A 14738-nucleotide genomic window follows, 5' to 3' on the forward strand; every position below is an offset into this window, starting at 1 on the left:
AATTTAAATTTGGCACTGTATATGCAACCTAACGATTAACTACATAAAAAAATATATAAAAATTAAGCCCAACTATTGGTAAGGACTCAACAATGAAAAAGACTAAACATAAAATAGAGTCTGCTGAAAAATCAACTTTAGAAGGTCACTCCTGCTTCAGTATTCGTTGCTTTGACCTTTGTGCAGCGCTATTGATGCTGCTACTGACCAGCCCATTAATCTTGTTTGGATTTGTAAGAAGCCTTACCGACAGAAACACTAGAAATACAACTATAGAAACCCTCTATATTGAAGCGGCTCAAATCCAGGAGCTTGACTTTAATACGACTAATGTTGCGCTAATAGGTTTGAAGCAATTTTCATACTCAGGTTGGTTCAAAAAACTGCCGATGCTCATTAACCTACTTAAGGGTGATATCACAATTTTAGGCACTCAATCGGTATTTGCATTTACAGCACCGAGTGAATTAAACAAAGTCGACACTGACAATACTGAACCCAAAAATGCAGCACGTAGCAAACCAAGCGCAACGTCTAAAAATAAAGCCACAGCAAACAACTCGTCAGTAAAGCCGTCAAATACGCGCTTTTACATCAAACCAGGGCTCACCTCATTTGAACAGATGAATGCAGCGACCGGCCTTTGCTTTGAATGTGCATCAACGTCACTCAACAAGGCTCACCAAAATTTAGCCCATTATCTGTTAGCACTCTTTAGAGCGCTTATCATCGCCACGCTCACTCGCGCAGTGTTTAACAAACCCACGAGCCACGACACTAAGATCACTGTTTTTGGCATACACCTAAATAACTGGACCATGAGCCAATTATTAAATGAGGTTCTACAGCAATGTAAAGCCCCCTCAAAGCCCATGCAGCAATTTAGTTTCGTCAATACAGACTGCCTTAATCGCAGCACTCAAAACGAGGCTTATCGCCAATGTTTACAACAAAGTAATTTGATTTTTGCCGATGGCATAGGTGTACGCCTAGCCTGCCTCAGCAAAGCTAAAGCACTAAAAGATAATCTAAATGGCACTGATATGTTTCCGCGCCTATGTGAGCTCGCCTCAAACAATCACTTATCGATTTTTATGTTAGGTGGGCGCGCTGGTATTGCAGAGCAAGCCGCTCACAATATGCAAGCGCAATATCAAAACCTTAAAATTGCAGGCTACCATCATGGCTACTTTGACTGCGACTCAAATAGCCCACAGAGCCTGGATATTGTAGAGACAATTAACCAAACTAAAGCCGATATACTGTTAGTTGCCATGGGCGCACCACAACAAGAACTGTGGCTAGCGGCGAATAGAGCCAAGCTCAATTGCACTGTAGGAATAGGAGTGGGTGGGCTTTTTGATTTTTACGCTAATCGAATTAAGCGTGCCCCTCTCTGGTTAAGACAGATAGGGTTTGAATGGAGTTACCGTTTACTGCAAGAGCCCAAAAGAATGTGGAAACGCTACATTCTTGGTAACCCAAGCTTTCTATATCGCGTTTGGCATGAAAATAATCAACTAAAAAAGCTACGCATCCATAAGGAAAGTGTTGATGCCAAAACTGCAACACAACTAACCAGGAGCCAACTCAAAACTAAGCTTCACAATGCAACAAGAAAAAACCAGGCGATGCCACAGTTTGATTTAAAACAAGCCAATACTCGCCGCGCCATTTTCAACATGCACCAACGTATTAACTGCGCCTGCAAGCGTTCGCTTGATGTATTTATATCATCAAGCCTACTCATACTGCTGTCACCTTTTTTACTCTTCACTATCGTGCTGATTAGACTTGAATCCAGAGGCGGCGCGCTATACAGCCAAACACGAGCAGGCCGTAATAACAGTCCATTTATTATGTGGAAGTTTCGCTCCATGTATCAAGATGCCGAGCAGAGACTGGCATCACTCACCACCGCAAATGAAATGAATGGCGGAGTGATCTTCAAAATGAAAAAAGACCCTAGGATCACTAAAGTAGGTTACTTCATCCGTAAAGCTTCTATCGATGAGCTACCTCAGTTATGGAATGTGCTCAAAGGGGATATGTCGTTAGTCGGGCCACGCCCGCCCCTTATGACTGAAGTAAAGCAATATAGCCAGCACCACAGAAATCGATTAATGATAAAGCCTGGAATAACCTGTATTTGGCAAGTCTCCGGTCGCTCAACCATTGCATTTGAACAGCAGGTTGAACTAGATATTGACTATATCTATCAACAATCTTTCACCGCTGATCTGCTTATCCTCATCAAGACCATCCCTGCGGTTATTTTCGCCCGCGGCGCGTATTAAGGAGCTGTTTATGCAAGCTATTATTTTTGCAAATCGCCACGGGCAAGAGTTGGCACCACTAAACCAATACTATAATCCAGCACTATTGCCCATTAGCAATAAGAGCGTTATCGAATATACCCTAGAAGATCTCGCCAGCGCAGGGGTTAAGCAGGTAAAACTCATTGTCTCAACGCATATCGCTGCAATAAAAGCATTAGTCGGCAACGGCGAGTTCTGGGGCTTAGAAGTTGACTATTTTCTTAGCCGAGAACAGGAAGATGCTTCGAAAGTGCTGGCTCGATTGGCTGTAGATAAAACAGAATCTGTATTAGTTGCACGCGGCGATATGCTGAGAAGCCCGTGTATCAAAGCATTTGTTGAGTTCAGCCAACAGATGAAACAAAGTCTGGTCATTGCCAAGATGAATAACCAAAATGCAGGCCTAATGATGCTGCCTGCGGCAGCCTCACATACCGAGATGCTTAACTGGCCGCTGACCAATCAGGTTGTCATTCCAAGCGATGCCTCAGCGGTATTAAACGAACCCGTTACTCAAATCCTGCATGGTGAATGCTTCATGCTCACAAGTCTTAATGCCTATATGCAGGCTAATCAAGCGATGGCAATCGCAAAAATAATAGGAATTAGCCCTAAGGGACGATTTTACAGTAGTGCAGACCAAGCAAACGGTTTTTACGTCGGAGCAAAAACTAAAACCGGCCCATTGAGAATGCAAAATGCATGGGGGGTCATTGGTGACAATACCTGGATTGATGAAAGTGTAGATCTGCAGCAAAGCTGTATTTTAGGTAAGAACTGCCTTGTAGATGCGCAATCGAGTCTTAAAAACTGCATTATTCTAGATGACTCTTATGTGGGCAAAGGGCTCAACGTTAATAATGCCATTGTGTGTAAGAATACACTGATCACACCCGGGAATGGTGGCGCGATCAAGCTCAATGATGACAGCATTTTGGCTAAAAACCATACCCTGGCTAACACTGAAAGCGTGACCTTTTGCGATAGAAGTATTGCTCTTTTTCTTCTTTGTATTGGATTAGTGTTTAGCCCGCTCATTGCAACTTATTGTTTAGTTAACGCCAAAAACAATACGTTAACGAGAGGGGTATCAATTAGAAAGCCGCTAATCAAAGAGAAAGTCACATTAAATAATAAGCACTACAGCTGCTGGCGCTGGAATGTTAAGTCGCTATGGATGAGTCGCCTCCCCCAGCTCTACCTCGTTGTTTTAGGCCGATTAAGCCTTATCGGTCGTAGCCCATTTATCACACCTATCAACCCCTTTAGTGCCTATGAATACGGGATCTACGGCCCACTACAACTATTAATACACTCAGCCGTTGAAGACGCCTCTGCAACGTTCCCTGAAGAAGAATGCGATTTAATCGAGGATGAATTCGCGCAGCCCTTACAAAAACATAAGTATTGGCAACTCATCAAATATGTTTTTAACCGCTCTAAACAATTACGAATACATAACCAGCTAGAACAGAATTAAAGCCGAACCTAAAGCATGAGCCAAAACATGCGCCTAAAACATGCGCCTAAAACATAAGTTTCAACATAAGCAAAAGTAGCCAAATTGACATTAGCAAGATAAGCCAAGCGGGAGATCATTATGAAAACAATCATCACTTACGGCACATTCGATCTTTTTCACTATGGACATGTGCGCCTGTTTAAGCGATTAAAAGCCCTCGGCGATCGTTTAATCGTGGCAGTTTCGACAGACGAATTTAATGCTTTAAAAGGTAAGGCCGCATTTTTTAGCTACTTTCAACGAGCTGAAATCGTCGAAGCTTGCCAATATGTCGATATGGTAGTACCAGAAACCCATTGGAATCAAAAAGCAAAAGATATATGTGCATATGATGTCAGTATTTTTGGCATGGGTAACGACTGGAAAGGTAAATTTGATGATCTGTCACTATTGTGTGAGGTTATTTACTTAGATCGAACCGGTGAGATCTCAACAACTGAGATTAAAAATAACCTAGCATTACCTAAACAAACCAGTGATGGTAATGGCACAGCTTCAACACCGTTGCAGCAATCCAAAAAGATAAACAAATGATGACATACTCTATTTTAGACTGGCTAAAAGCAATACTCAGAAAGCTCATATTCATGCTATCTGGCCTTGCTCCGCGCACATCTAAAAAAGCGGTATTTGGAAGTTATAAAGAGGGCTTTAGTGACAACAGCAAATACTTGTACCTGCATTGGCTGCAGACAAAATTCATCCGTTGCATCTGGATAAGTGGCAATAAGGCTGTGATCACGCAGCTACAAAGTCAGAACCTAGAGGCTTATTATCGCTGGTCATTTAAAGGTATTTACCACAGTTTAACGGCTCAATACTTTTTTTATAATAGTTACATTGGCGATATTAATCAGTGGCTTGCTAATGGTGCAGTAAAGATAAACTTATGGCATGGCTTGCCGATGAAGAAAATTGAATTTGATATAACAACAGGCCCCATGGCCGAGGTTTTTAATCCTAAAAGCCAACTAGCCCAGTGTAAACAATGGCTACTTGCCCACCAGCAACGGACAATGCCTGACTTAATGTTGAGCCCAAGTCCGCTAATCGATTCGCTTTTTTGCAGTGCATTTAGACTCAGCAGCTCACAGCTCTTGCGTGCAACCAATCCAAGAACCGACTATTTTACACTCGGCTACGCCATAAAAAGTGAAATAGAAAGCGATTCACCAGTCAAAGGTTCAACAGAACAATACCCAACAAGTGGTGAACCGAGTCCGAGCACGCTAACTCAATCCATTAAATCACTGCTCGCAGTCCATTTAACTCAGCCAAGTAAGCCTGCACCGCAGCCACACATTATTTTATACGTTCCGTCGTGGCGTGACAGCCACCAGGAAGGCAACCCGTACAACAAAGCATTCAACTGGCAGCAATTATCAAATCACTTAGCGGCTAATAATCAGTTGTTTCTATTACGCCTACATCCCAATGAGGCGGCACTTGCTGATGAGCTTACAAGTTACGCTAACATTATCAATATTACGCCGTTAGAAGATGTATATAGTTTATTGCATCAGGTGGACCTACTCATTACAGACTACTCATCTTTATTTATTGATGTACTACCACAAGGTACGCCAATCTGCTTCTATCGCTTTGATGAACAACATTACCAACAAGATTGCCGAGATATCTACGACTACGCCACAAAGTTGCCAGAGTTCGCACCTAAATGCACAAATTTTGATGAGTTATTAAAGCAGCTAGAACCAGAGACTATCGCCGCACGGAGATCTAATGCTATAGACAGTGGACAAAGGGCTAATCAAACAAGTTATAAAAATAACTATCAAGCAGTAACAGAACTATTTTGGGGAAAGGACACGCCAAATGCATTTGAAGCTTTGGAAGAAAGAATAGGTTCTAGGTTCTAGGCTCTAGGTTCTAGGTTCTAGGCTCTAGGTTCTAGGTTCTAGGGCACTTCGCTCCGAGGACGGCCTTCAGCCTGCTAGGAAAAACAAAAGCAAAAGAATTGACGGCATAAATGCCGACCTACTTAAACATTTAGAGCCTAGGTTCTAGAACGTTCGCAAGCTCACTGCGAGGGCGCTTCGCTGCTAGAAAAATCAACAGCAGAACAACAGTTCCTTAGGGTTTAAATTAACTTGTCGGCTCTTGCATGTCAGTCTTTGTATTGTGGCTTCCCCCGGTTCTTCCACCTTCACTCTATTTGACTTTTGCAACTCATAACCATCGCTTTTGCTTGTATAGCATCTAGCAGGAGCAAAGCGACGCTCTCACCAGCCGTAGGCTGTACTAGCAGGCCAGAGGCCGATCTTCTTAGCTTTTAACCGTCAGCGAAGCGTTCCGTAAGTAAGCCCGCGAACGTTCCGTTATCCGTAAGGCCGCAGGCCGTTCCGCTTTTATGTCTTAGCTTTTACGTCTTAGCTTCTACCATCTTTTGCTCTTAACTAGGACCTAGGACCTGCTCTTCCTAGGACCGTCTCAGCCTTTTTATCCTTCTCCGATAAAATCGGCTTAGCCCCCTCTTCTAACGGCCATAGGATATCTAATTGAGGATCATTCCAGGCAATAGTTCTTTCAAACTCTGGCGCATAGTAATCGGTACATTTGTAAATAATGTCGGCGTAATCACTTAAAGTTAAAAAACCATGAGCAAAACCCGGGGGGATATACATTTGCAGTCTATTTTCGGCAGATAAAATTTGCCCTAACCACTGACCGTAGGTTTTTGAATCTTCACGAATATCAACCGCGACATCAAAAATACTACCTGCTGTCACACGAATTAACTTACCTTGAGCTTGTTGCAGTTGATAATGCAGGCCTCGCAGTACATGCTTTTTCGATCGACTCATATTCTCTTGCACAAAGCTCGGGCAAGCCATGCCAACTTCAGCAAATAGCGCCTCAAACTCTGATTGACGAAAGGTTTCCATAAAAAAGCCCCGTTCATCACCAAATATTTTAGGCTCAATCAGCAGTAAATCAGCAATTGAAGTAGATATTAGTTTCATCATATTCTTTTAAATAAAGGCTTGGACTAGGACCTAGGTTCTAGGTTCTAGGTTCTAGGTTCTAGGTTCTAGGTTCTAGGTTCTAGGACCTAGGGCACTTCGCTCCGAGGACGGCCTTCAGCCTGCTAGGAAAATCAACAACAGAACAGCAGCACCTTGGGGTGTAAATTAACTTGTCAGCTCTTGCATGTCAGTCTTTGTATTGTAGCTTACCCCGGTTCTTCCACCTTCACTCTATTTGACTTTTGCAACTCATAACCATCGCTTTTGCTTGTATAGAATCTAGTAGGAGCAAAGCGACGCTCTCGCAGTGACATAGTCACTTCCTCGAAGCGCAGCGATCTTCTTAGCTTTTTAAGTAATACTCTTTATACCATTCAACAAACTTCTGTACGCCTTCTTCGACACTAGTTTGTGGCTTGTAACCTACACTCTTGAACAAATCTTCAGTATCGGCCCATGTTGAATGTACATCGCCAGGCTGCATATCCATCATATTTTTAATGGCTTCAATACCTAACGTCTTCTCAAGCGCTGAGATGTAATCCATTAGTTGAACCGGGCTACCATTACCGATATTAAACACACGGTAAGGTGCGGAGCTCGTTGCTGGAGTGCCCGAATCACTTGACCAATCTGGATTAGCGGCAGGAATACTGTCTTGGATACGGATGATGCCTTCAACGATATCGTCGATATAGGTAAAATCGCGGCTTAAGTTGCCATGGTTATAAACATCAATCGCTTCACCTTTCACTATCTTATTGGTGAACTTAAGTAGCGCCATATCAGGGCGTCCCCAAGGACCATAAACAGTAAAAAATCTAAGCCCTGTCGTTGGCACACCATAAAGATGCGAATAAGTATGTGACATCAACTCATTGGCTTTTTTAGTCGCAGCATACAGCGAGATAGGATGATCAACACTGTCGTCTGTTGAGAATGGCATTTTTGAATTAAGGCCATAGACAGAGCTTGAAGAAGCATAAACCAAATGCTCAATCTTATGGTGACGACACCCTTCTAAAATGGTCAAGTGGCCAACCAAATTACTGTCGGCATAGGCCATAGGATTATCGATTGAGTAGCGCACACCCGCTTGCGCCGCGAGGTGAATCACTCTATCAAAACCTTGCTCTGCAAACAGCGCCGCAATGCCCTCTCTATCGGCTAAATCTAACTTCTTAAAAGAAAAAAGAGCCTGAGGCTCTAAATTTTTAAGGCGATCAAGTTTTAGGTTAACATCGTAGTAATCGTTAATATTATCGATACCAACCACTTCATGACCTGCAGCACATAAGCATTCACTAACTTTTGAGCCAATAAAACCTGCTGCACCTGTTACTAAATACTTCATAAAATTCTCTTTTGTTAAAAGAAGACCCTAGATACTAAGACGTTCGCAAACTCTCTGAATAGCAAGGTTCTAGGACCTAGGACGCTTCGCTCCGAGGACGGACTACGTCCTACTAGGGAAATCAAAAACAAAACAGCGTTGCCTTTGACCTTGCAGCTCTTTCCCGCTTTTCCGTCTTAGCTTGTACCTAGAACCTTTCTTTTCCCTAGAACCTTCTCAGCTTTGCTCAATCCGACCCAAACAAGTCTCGTGTATAAACTTTATCAGCAACATCGGCTAACTCTTCAACCATACGGTTTGAAACAATGACATCTGAAACTTGCTTAAACTCTTCTAAATCTTGCATCACGCGAGAGTTAAAAAATTCGGGCTCTGTCAGCACAGGCTCAAATACTACAACCTCAATGCCTTTAGCCTTAATGCGCTTCATAATGCCTTGAATAGAAGACGCGCGGAAATTATCTGAGCCTGACTTCATAATTAGGCGGTAAACACCGACAACTTTAGGTTGTTTTTTAATAATTGAGTCAGCAATAAAATCTTTACGCGTCGAGTTAGCATCAACAATTGCGCTAATCAGGCTATTTGGTACGTCAGCATAGTTTGCACGTAATTGCTTGGTGTCTTTTGGTAAGCAGTAACCACCATAACCAAATGATGGATTGTTGTAGTGCGAGCCAATTCGAGGGTCTAAACCGACACCTTCAATAATTTGACGAGCATCCAAACCATGCGATTCAGCGTAACTATCTAACTCATTGAAATACGCGACACGCATTGCCAGATAAGTATTAGAAAAAAGCTTAACCGCTTCAGCTTCTGTTGAATCAGTGAAAAGAATATCAATATTCTGTTTAATCGCCGCATTTGCAAGTAAGTTAGCAAATACTTCAGCGCGCTCAGAGCGCTCACCGATAATAATACGAGAAGGATGTAGGTTGTCGTAAAGAGCGCGCCCTTCACGTAAAAACTCAGGTGAGAAGATGATATTTTTAGTATTATATTTTTGTTTAACTGACTCAGTGTAACCTACTGGTACAGTTGATTTAATCACCATCACAGCATTAGGGTTAATGGCCAGTACATCTTGAATGACCGCTTCAACAGATGAGGTATTAAAGTAGTTTGATACGGTATCGTAATCGGTAGGCGTCGCAATAATCACGTACTCAGCATCTTGATAGGCTAGCTTTTTATCTAACGTTGCCGTTAAATCAAGTGTGTGATTAGCTAAGTAATCTTCAATTTCAGTATCTGCTATAGGTGACAAACCTTGGTTAATCATCTCGACTTTTTCAGCAACAATATCAACCGCCATCACGGTATTTTTTTGCGCTAACAACACTGCGTTTGACAGGCCTACATAGCCCGTCCCTGCTATAGCAATTTTCATCTTAAAACCTTAAAAATAAATATCCGCGTAAAATAACACTCAAGCAGCAAAAAGTCTTGTTTTAGGCCACATTTTTACCGCTAAGACTAGGTACTGCAAAGACGAACGCTTCGCTCACGGATAACGGAACGTTCGCAAGCTCACTCACAGAGCGCTCCGCTTACAGTGCAAACCGATACGGTGCTAGGACCTAGGACGTTTCTAGGACGGAATGCCCCTGATGTAGGTTGGGCTTTAGCCCATCAACAACATAAAACATAAAAGAAAAGCTGACGGCATAAATGCCGACCTACATTAAAAGAAGCCCCTATCTTAGCTTTAACCATGAGCGAAGCGTTCTGTAGGCCAAAGGCCGTTCCATCTTTGCTTATCGTCTTTGCTCGTACCTAGGATCTAGAACCTGCTTTTCCTAGGACCTTCTTAGCCTTTAACCGTCAGCGCAGCGTTCTGTAGGCCAAAGGCCGTTCCTCTTAGCATTTGCATTAGCATTAGCTTTAATATCGTATAGAATCTAGCAGGAGCGTAGCGACGCTCTAGCCGTGGCGGAGCCACGTTCTAGAATCTGCATATAACGCCTGACCTACAGTTAACGTTGGGCTTATGGATAGCGATTAAACAAAGGAAGTCATTTATGCAAATCATCCATCATGGTGCTGTTAATGGAGTAACAGGTTCATGCCACCAGCTTAATATCAACTCCAACTCAAGTATTCTCATTGACTGCGGCTTATTTCAAGGCGCTGAAACAGCAGGAAAAACCGCAGCAGACCAACTCCAAATAGAATTTGACTTAACCCATATCACTGCACTAATTGTTACTCACTGCCATATTGATCATGTTGGTAGGATCCCATATCTGCTTGCCGCAGGTTTTGATGGCCCGATATATGCGACATCAGCAACTGCAGCCCTCCTTCCCATGGTGATAGAAGATGCACTCAAGGTCGGCGTCACCAGAAATCAGCGATTAATTGGTTTATATTTAAAACGCTTACAGCAGTTAATTCGCCCGATTGATTATGGCCAATGGTTTACCCTGGAGGTGAATCACTGTGACTGCGGCTTTCAACAAGCTAAAGCAAGGTTTAACGTCGCAGGGCACATTTTAGGATCGGCCTATGTTGAAATCGAACTCAGTAATAATCTGCTAGCTTACAGTGACGGTGACAATCACAAAGACAATGACAATGACAAGCACCTAATCGTATTTTCAGGCGACTTAGGAGCCAGTAACACACCGTTATTGCCAAGCCCGAAAAGCCCATTACGGGTTGATACCTTAGTGATAGAGTCAACCTATGGCGATAAAAACCACCTTAATCGCGAAAGACGAGCAGAAAGCTTACGCCATGTTATTGAAAAATCAGTTAACGATAACGGCGTAGTACTGATCCCCGCTTTTAGCATTGGGCGCACCCAAGAATTACTGTACGAACTAGAGCAAATCATCTTTGAGCAACAACACAACCCTATGTGGCAGAGTATCGATATCATTGTCGACTCACCCATGGCGGCTAACTTTACAGAGCAATATGTTAACTATAAAAAGCTGTGGGACTCTGAAGCCAAATCTATATTAGCCCAGCAACGCCATCCGCTCGATTTTAATCAGCTTTACACCATAGATAGCCACCAAGATCACTTAGCGGTAATCAACTATCTTTCAAGCAGACAAAAGCCCGCGGTGGTGATTGCAGCAAGCGGCATGTGTACGGGCGGCCGAATAGTCAACTATCTACAGCGATTTTTAGCCCAGCCCACTGCAGATATTCTATTTGTAGGATACCAGGCAAAAGGAACGATAGGACGGGATATTCAGACATACGGGCCAAACGGAGGCTACGTCTATATTGAAGGGGATAAAATCGATATCAAAGCAGGAGTACATACCATCAGTGGCTATTCAGCCCATGCAGATCAACAAGACCTGATAAACTTTGTCGAGGGCATACAGCATAAGCCTAAACACATACGCATAGTTCACGGCGATATTGATGCCAAACAAGCGTTAGCAGATAAATACCGGCAACTCTTACCTAATGCGGAGATTGAAATAGGAACAAGCTAAGACTATAAAGCCAAAGCTATTCACCGCAAAGGACACGGAGCGCAGCGCTGCACGAAGAAAAGCAACATCAAGACCCACTAAAAATAGCGCTAATCTTTTGCTCTACGCACTTCTCCGTGTCCTCCGTGAAAGCGAAGCGCTTCGTGGTGAGAATGCTCTTGACTCTTGTAATCAAAACCCAAATCAATACACCACACAGAAATGCGCATAGCTCTGTAATCAAAAAACCAAGCTATTCACCACAGAGGACACGGAGCGCTACGCGACACGAAGAAAAGCAACATCAAGACCAACTAAAAAATAGCGCTAATCTTTTGCTCTACGCACTTCTCCGTGTCCTCCGTGAAAGCGCAGCGCTTCGTGGTGAAAATGCTCTTCACTCTTGTAATCAAAACCCAAATCAATACACCACACAGAAATGCGCTTAGCTCTGTAATCAAAAAACCAAGCTATTCACCACAGAGGACACGGAGCGCTACGCGACACAAAGAAAAGCAACATCAAGACCAACTAAAAATAGCGCTAATCTTTTGCTCTACGCACTTCTCCGTGTACTTCGTGAAAGCGCAGCGTTCCGTCAGTGAGCCTGCGAACGTTCCGTATACCGTAATCAGCTTTAAGATTGTATAGAATCTAGCAGGAGCAAAGCGACGCTCTCGCAGTCACGAAGTGACATCCTAGAAGCGCAGCGCTCTTCTTCGCTTTTTAACCGTCAGCGCAGCGTTCTGTAAGTGAGCCTGCGAACGTTCCGTAATCCGCTTTCCCGTCTCAGCCTTTATCGGCTTTTAACCGTCTTTGCTTTCTTCGCCGCCTTTACATACCACTCTACGGTTTTACGTAAACCAGATTCAAACGACTCCAATGGCTTCCAGCCTAATTCGCTTTGGATCTTACTCGAATCAATCGCATAGCGAACATCATGCCCAGGCCGGTCTTGAATATAAGAAATTAAACTTTTAAAACCGATTTTATTTTGGCTACACTTCAGTGAATTAGGATTATCTGAGGCTAATTCCTCTAGAAGCTCACAAATCAGGTTAACGACATCAATATTACGTTTTTCACAGCTGCCGCCAATGTTATAGGTTTCGCCCATTTCGCCTTCTGTTAAAACGGTATAAAGCGCGCTAACATGATCCTCCACGTATAACCAATCACGCACCTGCTGCCCATTACCGTATATTGGAATAGTCTTACCGGCTAATGCATTACATATCGTTTGCGGAATGAGTTTTTCGTGATGCTGAAAAGGACCGTAGTTATTAGAGCAATTGGTCACGACAACAGGCAGACCATAGGTTCTATGCCATGCCCGAACCAAATGATCTGATGCCGCTTTGCTCGCAGAATAAGGCGAGCTAGGATCATACCTAGTTTGTTCAGTAAATAACTCACCGTCAGCTAAGTCACCAAACACCTCATCGGTAGATACATGATGAAACCGAAACGCACACTTTTTATCTTCTTTGAGTGAAGCATAGTATGCACGACTAGCTTCAAGAAGAGTGTATGTGCCAATAATATTGGTTTGCATAAATTCTGCAGGACCATCAATAGAACGGTCTACGTGGCTCTCAGCAGCTAAGTGAATAATGGCATCAGGTTGATACTGTATAAGTAATTTGTCTATTAACGCCCTATCACAAATATCACCTTGCACAAGCGCATAGCGATTCGATAATTCAACGTCAGCTAAAGACTCCGAATTACTGGCATAAGTTAATTTATCGAGATTAACCACAACACTATTGGTGTACTTAATTAGAAAGCGAACCAAAGCAGAACCAATAAACCCAGCACCACCAGTGATCAAGATGACCTTATCCATTTACTACCAACTCAAAATTAAATTTAACGACAACGGCTAAAGTGACGGCATAAATGCCGACCTACATTCAAAGAAGGTCCTAGGTTTGAGGTTCTAGAATCTTGTTTCTAACCGTCAGCGCAGCGTTCCGTAGTGAGCCTGCGAACGTTCCGCAATCCGTAAACTCACAAGCTGTTCCTTATACCTAGAACCTGCTTTTCCTAGAACCTAGGACCTTCTCTGCTTTTACCTAGAACCTTCTTTGCTTATTCAATTAAAGACAGTAAATACTGTCCATAGCTATTACTCAACATAGGTTGTGCAAGGCGCTCAATATCATTATCACTTAACCAACCACTTCGCCAACCAATCTCTTCTAAACAAGCGACTTTCAACCCTTGCACCGTTTCAATAGTTTGTACAAAAGAGGAAGCTTGCTGCAAACTATCAAACGTGCCGGTATCTAACCATGCAAAACCGCGCCCTAGTCTTTCTACCTGTAATTCTTCCAGCTTTAAGTAAGCTTGGTTAATATCGGTGATCTCTAGCTCATACCGTGCAGATGGTATTAAGCCTTTAGCAATATTGACGACTCTATTATCGTAAAAATAGAGCCCGGTTACCGCCCAATTAGATTGAGGCTGTAACGGTTTTTCCTCAATCGATAATGCTTTAAAGGATTTATCAAACTCAACAACACCAAAGCGCTCAGCTTGCTGGACTTGATACGCAAAAATAGTAGCGCCAGATTGCTTATTAGCCGCTGTGGTTAAAGACTCACTAAATCCTTGGCCGTAAAACACATTATCACCAAGGATCAAACAAACATTATCATCGCCAATAAAATCCTCTGCAATCACAAATGCCTGAGCAATACCTTCTGGCCTTGTTTGAACGGCAAAAGACAAACGAATTCCAAAATCAGTACCATCACCGAGCAAACGCTGAAATAACATTAACTCTTCAGCAGTCGTGATAACCAAAACATCTCGGATACCAGCTAACATTAAAACCGATAACGGATAATAGATCATCGGTTTATCGTAAACAGGGAGTAACTGTTTAGACACACCTCGCGTGATGGGATAAAGCCGTGAACCAGCGCCACCAGCTAACACTATCCCTTTCATCACAGCTTGGCTTTTATCGTTACTTTTCAAGATCATTACCCGTAATTAAACACATTGTAAAAACCAAAGAAACATCAAGACCAAGTAAATTTTTTGCACTACGCACCTCTACGAGCCCTTCGTGAAAGCGAAGCGCTTCGTGGTAAAAATTAACTCTTA

Annotated in this window: 10 protein-coding genes; 5 read left to right on the forward strand and 5 right to left on the reverse strand. The window is 42.9% G+C overall.

The features are described from left to right. The first annotated feature begins 92 nt into the window (after window positions 1-92). From ACVBIU_RS16760 to ACVBIU_RS16775, 4 genes are all read left to right on the forward strand, one after another. Window positions 93-2297 (forward strand): WecB/TagA/CpsF family glycosyltransferase, encoded by a 2205-nt coding sequence (locus ACVBIU_RS16760; RefSeq protein WP_447164333.1) that lies wholly within the window; start codon window positions 93-95, stop codon window positions 2295-2297. Window positions 2298-2307: 10 nt separating this feature from the next. Beyond that, entirely contained in the window at window positions 2308-3798 is a 1491-nt protein-coding gene (locus ACVBIU_RS16765) for a sugar phosphate nucleotidyltransferase (RefSeq protein ID WP_447164332.1), read from the forward strand. A 120-nt stretch (window positions 3799-3918) separates the two neighbouring features. Continuing rightward, window positions 3919-4374, forward strand: a complete 456-nt coding sequence (locus ACVBIU_RS16770; protein ID WP_447164331.1) for an adenylyltransferase/cytidyltransferase family protein — start codon at window positions 3919-3921, stop codon at window positions 4372-4374. Next, a complete protein-coding gene (locus tag ACVBIU_RS16775) occupies window positions 4371-5720 on the forward strand; it encodes a CDP-glycerol glycerophosphotransferase family protein (protein ID WP_447164330.1) in 1350 nt (449 codons plus the stop codon). The genes ACVBIU_RS16770 and ACVBIU_RS16775 overlap by 4 nt, the downstream gene beginning before the upstream one ends. A gap of 537 nt (window positions 5721-6257) precedes the next feature. Here the strand turns inward: ACVBIU_RS16775 and rfbC are convergent. The 3 genes from rfbC to ACVBIU_RS16790 form a co-directional block, all read right to left on the reverse strand. Beyond that, window positions 6258-6824 (reverse strand): dTDP-4-dehydrorhamnose 3,5-epimerase, encoded by a 567-nt coding sequence (rfbC, locus tag ACVBIU_RS16780; RefSeq protein WP_447164329.1) that lies wholly within the window; start codon window positions 6822-6824, stop codon window positions 6258-6260. A gap of 346 nt (window positions 6825-7170) precedes the next feature. Further along, entirely contained in the window at window positions 7171-8181 is a 1011-nt protein-coding gene (locus ACVBIU_RS16785; protein ID WP_447164328.1) for an NAD-dependent epimerase, read from the reverse strand. Between the two features lie 226 nt (window positions 8182-8407). Next, window positions 8408-9574: a nucleotide sugar dehydrogenase gene (locus ACVBIU_RS16790; protein WP_447164327.1), complete on the reverse strand. Its 1167-nt coding sequence runs from the start codon at window positions 9572-9574 to the stop codon at window positions 8408-8410. Between the two features lie 631 nt (window positions 9575-10205). Here ACVBIU_RS16790 and ACVBIU_RS16795 point away from each other — a divergent pair. Then, window positions 10206-11642: an MBL fold metallo-hydrolase RNA specificity domain-containing protein gene (locus ACVBIU_RS16795; RefSeq protein WP_447164326.1), complete on the forward strand. Its 1437-nt coding sequence runs from the start codon at window positions 10206-10208 to the stop codon at window positions 11640-11642. Between the two features lie 775 nt (window positions 11643-12417). On the opposite strand, the gene rfbB is transcribed toward ACVBIU_RS16795, so the two are convergent. Beyond that, window positions 12418-13470 carry a dTDP-glucose 4,6-dehydratase gene (gene rfbB, locus ACVBIU_RS16800; protein ID WP_447164325.1) on the reverse strand — a complete coding sequence of 351 codons (1053 nt, stop codon included), beginning with the start codon at window positions 13468-13470 and terminating at the stop codon, window positions 12418-12420. A 245-nt stretch (window positions 13471-13715) separates the two neighbouring features. Then, on the reverse strand, window positions 13716-14579 hold the full coding sequence (gene rfbA / locus ACVBIU_RS16805) for a glucose-1-phosphate thymidylyltransferase RfbA (RefSeq protein WP_447164351.1): 864 nt from the start codon (window positions 14577-14579) through the stop codon (window positions 13716-13718). Between the last annotated feature and the right edge of the window lie 159 nt (window positions 14580-14738).

This window comes from Shewanella sp. 30m-14, assembly GCF_052977125.1.

Excerpts from the sequence above, each read along its gene's own strand:
- ACVBIU_RS16795 (WP_447164326.1), top strand. The coding sequence starts at position 10,206 with ATGCAAATCATCCATCATGGTGCTGTTAATGGAGTAACAGGTTCATGC.
- ACVBIU_RS16760 (WP_447164333.1), top strand. The coding sequence starts at position 93 with ATGAAAAAGACTAAACATAAAATAGAGTCTGCTGAAAAATCAACTTTA.
- ACVBIU_RS16790 (WP_447164327.1), bottom strand. The coding sequence starts at position 9,574 with ATGAAAATTGCTATAGCAGGGACGGGCTATGTAGGCCTGTCAAACGCA.
- ACVBIU_RS16770 (WP_447164331.1), top strand. The coding sequence starts at position 3,919 with ATGAAAACAATCATCACTTACGGCACATTCGATCTTTTTCACTATGGA.
- ACVBIU_RS16765 (WP_447164332.1), top strand. The coding sequence starts at position 2,308 with ATGCAAGCTATTATTTTTGCAAATCGCCACGGGCAAGAGTTGGCACCA.
- rfbA (WP_447164351.1), bottom strand. The coding sequence starts at position 14,579 with ATGAAAGGGATAGTGTTAGCTGGTGGCGCTGGTTCACGGCTTTATCCC.
- rfbB (WP_447164325.1), bottom strand. The coding sequence starts at position 13,470 with ATGGATAAGGTCATCTTGATCACTGGTGGTGCTGGGTTTATTGGTTCT.
- ACVBIU_RS16775 (WP_447164330.1), top strand. The coding sequence starts at position 4,371 with ATGATGACATACTCTATTTTAGACTGGCTAAAAGCAATACTCAGAAAG.
- rfbC (WP_447164329.1), bottom strand. The coding sequence starts at position 6,824 with ATGAAACTAATATCTACTTCAATTGCTGATTTACTGCTGATTGAGCCT.
- ACVBIU_RS16785 (WP_447164328.1), bottom strand. The coding sequence starts at position 8,181 with ATGAAGTATTTAGTAACAGGTGCAGCAGGTTTTATTGGCTCAAAAGTT.